We start from the raw sequence: 10,416 nt of genomic DNA on the forward strand, positions 1-10,416 counted from the left end.
CAGCCCGAAGCTGGCTTACGTGCGCGTACACACCCTAACCACCAGGCAGCCGCAAAACCGACCAGATACATCACACCGTACCAATGGACTGTTAATGGCCCGACATCCAGCAATACCGGATCAATATCATGCACCCACATAGACCTTTCCTCAGTACAGATTCTTACCGATTAAATACGCACCCACACACAGCAAAAACACGGCAAAACATCGCTTCAACACTGGCGCAGGCAAGCTGTGCGCCATACGTGCACCAAACTTGGCACACAACGAGCTGGTAATCACAATACCGGCAAACGCAGGCAGATAAACATAACCCAGACTCCACTCATCGGTCTGCGCATGCCCCCAACCTTCCCACACGTTGGTCAGAGCACCCATCACTGCAATCGGCAATCCGCAGGCCGCGGATGTTGCCACCGCCTGCTGCATCTGAACACGCTTCCAGCTTAGAAACGGTACGGTTAGCGTGCCGCCACCAATGCCAAATATCGTGGAAAGACCGCCAATAAACCCTCCGCCCACCGACAACGTAGTCGGCGATGGCGGCTCTGTGCCTGCTGATGGTTTGATCCCGAAGCCCATTTGAACCGCAACACACAGTGCGAACACCCCAAATACAACCTGCAGCAAGGAACCCGGCATCATTCCGGCGACTTTCACCCCCAGAAACGCCCCAACCAGAATACCCACACTGATCGGTTTAAACAGATCCCAGCGCACAGCCCCCCGCTTATGATGTGCTCGCACTGAGCTAATGGAGGTCACAACAATCGTTGCTAGTGACGTCGCCACCGCCGCATGCGTCAACACATCCGGCGACATGCCTTGTGCAGCAAAACTGAATATCAACACCGGCACAATCAACAAGCCACCGCCGATACCAAAAAGCCCTGCAACAACACCTGCTACTGCGCCCAGTACCAAGTACAACAATAGGGTTAAGAACATAGAAAAATCCTTCAGATAACGCCTGCATGCCAACTGCCGTTGACCATGCCGACTTGCCCCGCCCGTTCGGAAGCGCCTATATTAGCGGTCCACCTTTGCTAAGGAAATGACAAACTGCCCCATGTGCCTGATTACATTCGCCTACGACAGCCATCCGGTCTATTCACTCATTTTGATAGCCAACCGCGACGAATTTTTCCGCCGCCCCAGCCGGGAAGTACACTACTGGCAGGATACACCCCACATTCTGGCGGGACGTGATCTGGAACAGGGAGGCACTTGGCTGGGCCTGAATAAGCACGGGCATTTTGCAACAGTCACAAATCACCGTAATGGCCGGGAAAAACCTCAGGGAGTTCGCTCCAGAGGCGATTTAACCCGCCGCTATCTGCAAGAGCAACAACCCGCGAGCCGCTACCTGAGAAATCTGGAACCAGAACAACACACCTACGGTGCTTTCAACCTGCTACTGGGAGATGAAACGGGGATGCACTATCTCAGCAATCGCAGTGACGCAGCACAACGCGCACTGGCTCCCGGCGTTTACGGCCTGTCCAATGCGCTACTAGACACCCCGTGGCCCAAATTGCTCAACGTGCGCAACGGACTGACACAACAACTGCGGGATCACTGCCTGACACCTGACACATTAATCTCGCTGATGATGGATCAGACTCAGGCTGCCGATACAGACCTACCCGACACCGGCATCAGTGCAGAATGGGAGAAAATGCTCTCCTCCTGCTTCATTCGTTCTACCGACTATGGCACGCGTGCTATTACGCTCTTATTGCAAAAGCCAGACGGCACAACCTATCTGCGCGAAGATACGTTCGACACCCGCGGAAATACGGACAGCCAGGAGTTTCAACTGCAGCTACCGGCGATTGGCGCTGCAGCCAGAATCAATCAGGAATAACAGGACGGGTCAGCTGCGACAACCCCAGCTCACGCAAGCGACGGCGCAACAGGTGATGAATCTCATCCGCGTCATCCATGCCCATCACCTGCTGCAGCAATTCATCAGCTTCAATCTTGGTGACGCCCCGAATAGCGGACTTAATTTTGGGTAAGTTCGTCGCGTTCATCGATAGCACGTCATAGCCCATCGCCATCAGCAGCAACGCGCCACCCGGTTCTGATGCCATCTCGCCACAGATCGATACAGGCACACTCTCTTTATGCGCTTCACGCGCAATATATTCCAGCGCACGCAACACAGCAGGGTGATACGACACATACAAGCCGGCCACCCGCGGGTTGTTACGATCCACGGCCAACAGATACTGCGTCAGGTCATTCGAGCCTACCGAGATAAAATCCACACGACGGGCAAAACGACGGACCTGATACACCGCAGCAGGCACTTCTACCATCACGCCGACCTGAGGCTGCTCAATCGCATAACCCTCGTCACGCAATTCAGAAACCGCACGATCAATCTGACGGCACGCCTCATCCACCTCATGCACACTGGTGACCATCGGTAACATAATACGCAGGTTACCCAACCCTTCACCCGCACGCAGCATGGCACGCACCTGCACCAGAAAGATCTCTGGATGATCCAGCGTGACACGAATACCACGCCACCCCAGAAACGGGTTTTCCTCTTGAATTGGAAAATAGGGCAGCGCTTTGTCGCCACCAATATCCAGGGTACGCATCGTTACCGGACGCGGATGAAAAGCCTCCAACTGACGACGGTAGGTCTGCAACTGCTCCTGTTCACTTGGGAAGAAGTCACGAATCATAAATGGAATTTCGGTGCGATAGAGTCCAATTCCCTCGGCACCCCGCTCCAGCGCCCGCGCCACATCGGCTACCAGCCCCGTATTCACCCATAATGGCATACGGAAGCCGTCACGCGTCTCAGCAGGCATATCTTTGAGTGTGGCGAGTTCCGCCGCCATCTCCTGCTCACCGCGCAGAATATCCATATAGGCGCTGCGCAGATCGTCCGACGGATCGATATAGACGCGCCCGGAGTACCCATCAATGATGACCTTACGGCCATCAAGGCGGGTATAGGGCAGATCCAGCGCCCCCATGATCGTAGGAATCCCCATGGATCGCGCAAGAATAGCTGCGTGAGAGTTACCCGAACCATGCACTGATACCAGCCCCAGCAACTTGTCGGACGGCACCTCTCCGAGCATCGCCGGCGTGATCTCATCAGCAACCAGAATTGTATCTTCCGGAAATTCAATCTCAGCCGGACCGGACTCCTGCATGTAAGCCAATACACGCCGCCCCAGATCTTTAATATCGGTGGCGCGCTCACGCAGATAGGGATCATCCATCATCGAGAACTGCTGCACGTGCTCCATGACAACCATACGCAAAGCACCCTGCGCCCACTGACCTCCACGGATCTGCTCGATCACCTCGCCAGCCAGCGCATTGTCATCCAGCATGCGCAGATACACATCAAACAGCGCCTGCTCTTCCGCGCGTAAGCGCTTGGATAAACTACGCCCGACTACCTTGATGTCTTTGCGCACCAGCGCCAGAGCAGCTTCGAAGCTTTCGATCTCATGATCAATGTCCGTCGCAACCTTATCCGGTACCACACTGAGGTCTGCAGGCGGCACAATCACCACGACCTGACCAATCGCCACACCCGGTGAACCGGCAATCCCCTCAAAACGACGCTCGCTTTCGGTTTCACCCTCACCTTGAGGACGGATTAACCCTGTCGCTTCGGCATGTGCAATCACTCCCGCCAGCTGGGCGGATAAGGTCACCAGAAAGGCTTCTTCACTTTCATCAAAGCGGCGTACTTCCTTCTGCTGAACAACCAGCACGCCTAAAACATCGCGGTGATGGATGATAGGAACACCCAGAAAAGCGTGAAACTGCTCTTCTCCGGTGTCTTTGAGGTAGGTATAACGAGGATGCACAGACGCATCCTCAAGGTTGATCGGCTCGGCGCGCTGACCCACCATACTGACAATACCCTCAGAGGAAGACAGGCTGACCCGACCGACTGCATCCGGGTTAAGCCCCTGCGTGGCCATCAGGCTGTAGCGTTCTGCATCATCGTCGTACAGATAAACAGAGCATACCTGAGTTCGCATCGCCCGCTGGATACGGCGCACAATTAGATCCAGAACGGAGTCCAGATCCGGAGCAGTACTCACCTCCTGAACAATCTTGCGCAATACTTCCAGCATTCACCAACCTCCTAAGTAAAGTTATACAATCATCCGTGACATCTTAGGCGATAATTCACGCATCGCCTTGCGATAAACCTCTCGTTTAAACGAAACAACCTGCCCCAGCGGATACCAATAACTTACCCACTGCCAGTCATCAAACTCCGGTGACTCCGTCTGATCAATAGCCACCGCTCTATCATCTGTCAGCATCCTCAGCAGAAACCACTTCTGCTTCTGACCAATACATATCGGATGCGAATTACGCCGAATCATGCGTTTGGGCAAACGATAGCGTAACCAACCACGGGTTACTGCTACGATCTCAACGTCCTTTTGTGTGAGCCCAACTTCCTCTTCGAGTTCACGCAACATCGCCTGTTCGGGCGATTCATCTTCGTTGATACCACCTTGCGGAAACTGCCATGCATCCTGGCCGATCCGCCTTGCCCAGAGAACCTGACCCAGCGAGTTAGCCAGAATGATACCGACATTCGGTCTGAACCCATCTGAATCGATCACGTAATTTTTCCTAAATCTTTTTCAACCTATTGTTCCACAATTCTTTTGTGGTGGGCAAATCAACACAATATCCTCTTACCCCAGCGTCATCCAGCCTGTAAAATCCAGACTATTAAAGTAGCGGAGATTTCTCCGGTTATCAGCAAACTAACAGGGAGACTCTTACTTGAGCCTGGCAATCTTTGATCTGGACAACACTCTTATCGGTGGCGACAGCGACCACGCCTGGGGTGAGTTTCTGTGCAAAAAGGGTATCGTTGATACCGACGCATACCGCCGTGCCAATGACTACTTTTATGAACAGTATAAAAGTGGAGGGCTGGATATCCATGAATATCTGGAATTCGCCCTGCGCCCTCTGGCCGAACACGATATGGCACAACTAACCGCATGGCATGCTGAATTCATGCGCGAGATGATCGCACCGATCATGCTGCCGAAAGCCGCCGAACTGTTGCAGAAGCATCGTGACCGGGGAGACTTCCTGCTGATCATTACGGCGACAAACGCCTTTGTTACTCAGCCTATCGCAGAACACCTGGGCGTTGATGCTATTCTGGCAACCGATCCAGAATTACTGGATGGCAGCTACACCGGCAAAGTAGCGGGCATCCCGTGCTTCCAGCATGGCAAAGTTGAACGCCTGCATACATGGCTGACGGACACTGGCCATACACTGGAAGAGAGCTACTTCTACAGCGACTCTCACAACGACCTGCCACTACTGGAACTGGTCACCTACCCTGTTGCGGTCAATCCTGACGAGTTACTGGAAAACCATGCCACAGGTCGCGACTGGCCCGTACTGGACCTGCGCTGACGTAACAACACGACGCAGAAATGGGTGAGTGATCACCCATTTTTTTTGCCTGACGGGTAGCTCTCCGCACATGAACCCAACGATACCGATCAATATTCAACCAAAAAACCTCATATTTTCCACCTTCTTCCCATTTCAGACCGATGGCACGATCTATGCTGTACGAATAGCTTATCCATTCACAGAAAAGTAGATGATCTATGTACAGCATGCGTCAACGCGTTGGGTTATTGTTAGGGCCCGCGCTGTTTTTACTGATACTCACCCTGCCACGTCCTGAAGGATTAACACCTGAAGCCCTGAAGGTTGCAGCCATCGCAGCACTCATGGCCACCTGGTGGATTACGGAAGCGATCCCTATTCCTGCCACCTCATTGCTGCCGGTTGCCCTGTATCCGACTCTGGGCATCATGAAGTCCGCTCAAGCCACACCGTCATACGCGAATCATCTGATCTTTTTGTTTATGGGCGGCTTCCTGATCGCCATTGCGATGGAGCGCTGGAACCTGCACAAGCGCGTCGCGCTGCACACCATTCGCATGGTCGGCGTAGGCCCTGATCGCATCGTATTGGGCTTTATGATCGCCACGGCCTTTCTATCTATGTGGGTCAGCAATACGGCCACGACCATGATGATGGTGCCGATCGGTCTGGCGATCATCAATCAAACCGCAGCGTCACTGAGCACCAACCCCATCGATGGCATCGATACCCGACCACAACACTTTAAGTTCGGTATTTCACTGATGCTGGGGATCGCCTTTGCCGCCTCAATTGGCGGTGTCGGCACATTGATCGGCACACCTCCGAATACCGTATTGGCGGGCATGGCAGAGAATATTTACGGCCACTCTATTGGTTTCGCCCAATGGATGAGCTTTGGCGTACCTCTGGCCATCGTCATGCTGGCCGTAGCATGGTTTTTATTGGTCAAGGTGGTTTACCCGTCAGGCCTGGAGACTCTGCCGGGTGGGCAGGAAATGGTGTCCCAGCAACTGGAAGAGCTGGGATCAATCAGCAAAGCCGAAAAGCTGGTCCTGCTGATTTTCACACTTACCGCGGCCAGCTGGATTTTACGTGGCTTCCTGAAACCACCCATGATCCACGATGCCACCATTGCCATTGTGGGTGCCTTGTTACTGTTTATAACGCCGGTTGACCTTAAAAAAGGCCGCTTCCTGCTCGACTGGGAATCTGCGGTGAAACTTCCATGGGGCGTCATCCTGCTGTTCGGTGGCGGCCTGGCGTTAGCGAAAGGCTTTTCAACCACCGGCCTGACCGAGTGGATTGGCAGCCAACTGAGCCTGTTGAGCGGTATGGACCTGACGCTGTTTATCGGAGTCGTCGTACTTCTGACCCTGTTCCTCACCGAAATCACCTCCAACACCGCCACCGCAACATTGTTGATCCCCGTGATGGCGGCTGTTGCAGGCACGATGGGTGTGCATCCGTATGGACCGATGTTTGCCGCCGCCGTCGCGGCATCTTTTGCCTTTATGCTGCCGGTGGCAACCCCACCCAATGCGGTCGTCTACGGCTCGGGTTACGTCAGCATTATGCAGATGGCCAAAGCGGGTTTGTGGGTCAACCTGATCGGTGTTGCGGCGATCACTTTCTGCATCGCGTATGTATTACCGCTGATCTGGGGTGTGGATCTGATGTCCGTTCCCGACTGGGCAAGCAAGCAGACAATGACCACGCCGTAGCAAAGAAAAGCCGGTGCAGCTTAAGGCACCGGCTTTTCTCTATTCACTGATGACGAATCCCCACTCGAAATCAGTTTCAATTATTATCCTGTTCCGCCAAATAACGCTTCAGCGGCAACATCTGATGTTTACGCAGATAGCTGCGTAACTGGTGATAACTCAACCCAAGACTCTCCGCCGTCTGACGCTGATTGAAGCGGTTTTGACTCAGCGCCTGCTCCAGCATCTTTTTCTCCAGTTCACGCATCCGCTCCGGCAAATCAGCAGGCAGCTCTACCGCTAAATTACGGGCAACATCCGCAGGGGCAATATCTTCTTTTACACCCTCATCTGCCTGCGCCTGAACCTTCGTTTTTTCCTGCCACGCAGCCTGGAAGGGATTGAGGACCACATCAGCAACCACCTCCTCCGCATCATCACTACGATAAACACTGCGCTCGACGACATTCTTCAACTCACGAATATTTCCCGGCCAGTGATAGGAGAGCAGTTTCGCCATCGCCTGCTCGCTGAATCCGGGAAAATAAGCGCGCTCCAATTCACGACACATCCCCGACGCAAAATATTCCGCCAGCTCAGGAATATCCTCCTGCCGAAACCGTAAAGGCGGCAGATTGACAACATCAAACGCCAGCCGGTCGAGCAGGTCCGCGCGAAACTCACCTCGCTCCGCTAGCTGCTGAATATCTTCATTGGTTGCAGCAATCAGCCGTACATCCACACGAACCATCTGCTGGCCGCCCACACGCTCAAATTCCCCATACTCAATGACCCGCAGCAGCTTTTCCTGCACCCGCATTGAGCAGGTCGCCAGCTCATCCAGAAACAACGTCCCACCATCAGCCCGCTCAAACCGCCCAAAGTGACGCTTAGTCGCGCCGGTAAAAGCGCCGGCCTCATGACCAAACAACTCACTTTCCAACAAGCTCTCACTCATCGCCGCACAATTGAGTTTCAGAAATGCCTGATCCCAACGCCGGGACAGAAAGTGCAACCGCTCAGCAATCAACTCTTTACCGGTACCCCGCTCACCCATCACCAATACAGGCTTACTCAGCGGCGCTAAACCGGAGACCTGATCAATCACATCCATCAGAAGCAAAGAGGAACCGATTAAAGGCTGGCGCTTAGAATGATTCATATTGATTAAACTTTAGCTAAACAGACTATTAATTAGCCATACTATTCCTATTACGAAGCGCTGTCACTTTTCTAGAAATTCACAATAAATACTTATTCATCAACACCTTAGAGAATATTTTTCACTTTTGGCACACGGTTCGCTATGTACAAAACATGCAAACAACCCGCTTCGAATCAAAAAAGGAGATAGTCATGGGTATTTTTTCCCGCTTTCAGGACATCGTGAACGCCAACATTAGCTCCCTGCTGGATCGGGCCGAAGATCCGGAAAAAATGATCCGGATGATGATTCAGGAGATGGAAGACACACTGGTAGAAGTACGTACCACCTCCGCCCGTGTGATTGCAGATCGTAAAACACTGGAGCGCCGCATCGTTAATCTGCAACGCGACGCCGACGAATGGGGCAACAAAGCCAAACTCGCCCTGAGCAAAGGTCGCGAAGATCTCGCCCGCGGAGCACTCGCGGAACAGGCCAGCATTGAAGAAACACTTGTGCTCGCGGGTAACGAGATGGTGATGGTGGATGAACAACTGGCAGAACTGAATGATGAGATCGGCCAGCTGCAGCGAAAACTCGACGACGCCAAAGCCAAACAGAAAGCACTGCTGGCACGCGAACAAACCGCCCGCTCACGTCTGGATATTCGCCGCCGCTTCAGTCGCGACAAGCTGAACGAAGCATTCGACAAGTTCGAACGCTACGAGCGCAAAATGGATGATCTGGAAGGCGAAGTGGAAAGTTACGATCTGGGCACCAAAGATCTGGCCGAGGAAATTGCCGATCTGGAGCGCGACGAGAAATTGGATGACGCACTGGCTAAGCTGAAAGCTGAAATGGAAAGCAACAAAAAAGGTAGCTAATGATGTCCAGCATCCTGTTCTTTTTCGTCCCCACTGTGATTTTTATGGGACTGGTCGCACCACTCTGGCTGGTCCTTCACTACCTTAGCAAGTCACGTGCAACCAAAGGATTGTCAGAGGATGATCGCCACACGCTTTCCAGCGCGATGGCGCAAGTAGAAAGGCTGGAAGAGCGGATTGGCACCCTTGAAACCATTTTGGATGCAGAACATCCGCAGTGGCGTGACAACGAATCCGATCCGCGCTATCAACAATCAACAAGGAGATAGGTATGTTCTCACGCAAATACAAAGGCTACGGCATGGACCTTTACCGCAGTCGCAACGACAGCTGGATGGCAGGCGTGTGTGGCGGTATCGCCGAAAACATGAACATGCCCAGCTGGCTGGTTCGCTTAGGCTTTGTCACCCTGTTCCTGTTCACCGGCAGCTTTGCCGTCCTGCTGTACGTGGCAGGCATATTGATGATGGCAAAACGCCCAACAGCAAACCGCCAAAACACGCATGACCGGCCACACAACGACAACAGAGACACTTACCGGCAGCAACATGCCTACCATGCTGACACCAACGAAACGTCCCACAATCTGAAAGACGCGTTGTTTAACTACGGCCCAACACCCAGCGGCCAGGCAGCCGATATCGGTGAGCGCATGCGCAGGATTGATGAAAAGTTACGCCGCATGGAAGGCTACGTCACCTCGCGCAAATTCCAGTTCGACCGGGAAATAAAGCGCAGCTAAGCCCTACAAACACTCAATTTAGATACAAAGCGCCCCGCACGCTTTGTATCTACTTGACTACTTCTGCCTGCCGACTCTCGTCCTACCAGATAACTAAAGCTGTATTCCGCCAGAGCCCCCCAGGCAGAATAATGAAGCGGAGATGATCACGGCACTCTGGATCGATAGCAGTTATCAGACCCAAAGCTTGTTGCCCTTAATCAACCAAATCTAAACCCGAATACCTGCTGACCTGAAACAGTCCTGAAATAACATGTTCTTTTGCAACTCCTTCGTCCCCCCAAGAAACTTGAATGCCATCAAATCCCGAAGTATCTTTTGCACTAGATGGTCATCTTTAAATGCCAAGAACCCACACAGCTCAAATACTCCAAAAGCCGCCTCATAAGCTTCACTACAAAGAAGCTCTTTTAACACAGACAGTGTATTTCTATGTTTCTTCAAACTTCCAGGCCCCAAATTTTCTGGCAGATCATTGACGATTAAAGATATCAAGCCATCTATCTTTTC

At 52.9% G+C, this 10,416-nt stretch carries 12 protein-coding genes; 6 read left to right on the forward strand and 6 right to left on the reverse strand.

The genetic code is table 11. The features are described from left to right. Positions 1 to 140 (reverse strand): prolipoprotein diacylglyceryl transferase family protein (locus ABYW01_RS06430; RefSeq protein WP_372831677.1); only part of this gene is annotated, 140 nt, incomplete at its 3' end. Between the two features lie 10 nt (positions 141 to 150). Beyond that, entirely contained in the window at positions 151 to 951 is an 801-nt protein-coding gene (locus ABYW01_RS06435; RefSeq protein ID WP_372831668.1) for a sulfite exporter TauE/SafE family protein, read from the reverse strand. A gap of 121 nt (positions 952 to 1,072) precedes the next feature. On the opposite strand from ABYW01_RS06435, the gene ABYW01_RS06440 reads away from it, so the two are divergent. Next, entirely contained in the window at positions 1,073 to 1,870 is a 798-nt protein-coding gene (locus ABYW01_RS06440) for an NRDE family protein (RefSeq protein WP_372831669.1), read from the forward strand. Here ABYW01_RS06440 and ptsP read toward each other — a convergent pair. Continuing rightward, positions 1,857 to 4,127 (reverse strand): phosphoenolpyruvate--protein phosphotransferase, encoded by a 2,271-nt coding sequence (ptsP, locus tag ABYW01_RS06445; RefSeq protein ID WP_372831670.1) that lies wholly within the window; start codon positions 4,125 to 4,127, stop codon positions 1,857 to 1,859. The two genes, ABYW01_RS06440 and ptsP, sit on opposite strands and share 14 nt — an antisense overlap. A 21-nt stretch (positions 4,128 to 4,148) precedes the next feature. Then, positions 4,149 to 4,631, reverse strand: a complete 483-nt coding sequence (rppH, locus tag ABYW01_RS06450; protein WP_193952471.1) for an RNA pyrophosphohydrolase — start codon at positions 4,629 to 4,631, stop codon at positions 4,149 to 4,151. Positions 4,632 to 4,797: 166 nt separating this feature from the next. On the opposite strand from rppH, the gene ABYW01_RS06455 reads away from it, so the two are divergent. After that, a complete protein-coding gene (locus ABYW01_RS06455) occupies positions 4,798 to 5,451 on the forward strand; it encodes an HAD family hydrolase (RefSeq protein ID WP_372831671.1) in 654 nt (217 codons plus the stop codon). Positions 5,452 to 5,651: 200 nt separating this feature from the next. Then, complete coding sequence (locus ABYW01_RS06460) at positions 5,652 to 7,157, forward strand: DASS family sodium-coupled anion symporter (RefSeq protein WP_372831672.1); 1,506 nt, start codon at positions 5,652 to 5,654, stop codon at positions 7,155 to 7,157. 76 nt (positions 7,158 to 7,233) lie between these two features. Here the strand turns inward: ABYW01_RS06460 and pspF are convergent, their stop codons facing one another. Next, positions 7,234 to 8,298: a phage shock protein operon transcriptional activator gene (pspF, locus tag ABYW01_RS06465; protein WP_372831673.1), complete on the reverse strand. Its 1,065-nt coding sequence runs from the start codon at positions 8,296 to 8,298 to the stop codon at positions 7,234 to 7,236. A gap of 194 nt (positions 8,299 to 8,492) precedes the next feature. Here pspF and pspA point away from each other — a divergent pair, with 194 nt between their 5' ends. Genes pspA through pspC form a run of 3 tightly spaced genes read left to right on the forward strand, consistent with a single transcriptional unit; the run spans position 8,493 to position 9,906 of the window. Continuing rightward, the gene (gene pspA / locus ABYW01_RS06470) at positions 8,493 to 9,164 is read left to right on the forward strand and encodes a phage shock protein PspA (protein WP_372831674.1); all 672 of its coding nucleotides are present in this window, start codon (positions 8,493 to 8,495) and stop codon (positions 9,162 to 9,164) included. After that, the gene (gene pspB, locus ABYW01_RS06475; protein ID WP_228050731.1) at positions 9,164 to 9,433 is read left to right on the forward strand and encodes an envelope stress response membrane protein PspB; all 270 of its coding nucleotides are present in this window, start codon (positions 9,164 to 9,166) and stop codon (positions 9,431 to 9,433) included. Before pspA ends, pspB begins: the two co-directional genes overlap by 1 nt. Positions 9,434 to 9,435: 2 nt before the next feature. Beyond that, the gene (gene pspC, locus ABYW01_RS06480) at positions 9,436 to 9,906 is read left to right on the forward strand and encodes an envelope stress response membrane protein PspC (protein WP_372831675.1); all 471 of its coding nucleotides are present in this window, start codon (positions 9,436 to 9,438) and stop codon (positions 9,904 to 9,906) included. A 210-nt stretch (positions 9,907 to 10,116) separates the two neighbouring features. On the opposite strand, the gene ABYW01_RS06485 is transcribed toward pspC, so the two are convergent. Then, positions 10,117 to 10,416: acyl-CoA dehydrogenase family protein (locus ABYW01_RS06485; RefSeq protein ID WP_372831676.1), on the reverse strand; the 300-nt coding region annotated here is incomplete at its 5' end.

Origin of the sequence: Pontibacterium sp., assembly GCF_041587635.1 — a bacterium.
Taxonomy (GTDB): domain Bacteria; phylum Pseudomonadota; class Gammaproteobacteria; order Pseudomonadales; family Balneatricaceae; genus Pontibacterium.

Bases quoted from the DNA above. Each gene is read 5' to 3' on its own strand.
- ABYW01_RS06435 (WP_372831668.1), bottom strand. From the start codon at position 951: ATGTTCTTAACCCTATTGTTGTACTTGGTACTGGGCGCAGTAGCAGGT.
- ABYW01_RS06440 (WP_372831669.1), top strand. From the start codon at position 1,073: ATGTGCCTGATTACATTCGCCTACGACAGCCATCCGGTCTATTCACTC.
- ptsP (WP_372831670.1), bottom strand. From the start codon at position 4,127: ATGCTGGAAGTATTGCGCAAGATTGTTCAGGAGGTGAGTACTGCTCCG.
- ABYW01_RS06460 (WP_372831672.1), top strand. From the start codon at position 5,652: ATGTACAGCATGCGTCAACGCGTTGGGTTATTGTTAGGGCCCGCGCTG.
- pspF (WP_372831673.1), bottom strand. From the start codon at position 8,298: ATGAATCATTCTAAGCGCCAGCCTTTAATCGGTTCCTCTTTGCTTCTG.
- pspA (WP_372831674.1), top strand. From the start codon at position 8,493: ATGGGTATTTTTTCCCGCTTTCAGGACATCGTGAACGCCAACATTAGC.
- pspB (WP_228050731.1), top strand. From the start codon at position 9,164: ATGATGTCCAGCATCCTGTTCTTTTTCGTCCCCACTGTGATTTTTATG.
- pspC (WP_372831675.1), top strand. From the start codon at position 9,436: ATGTTCTCACGCAAATACAAAGGCTACGGCATGGACCTTTACCGCAGT.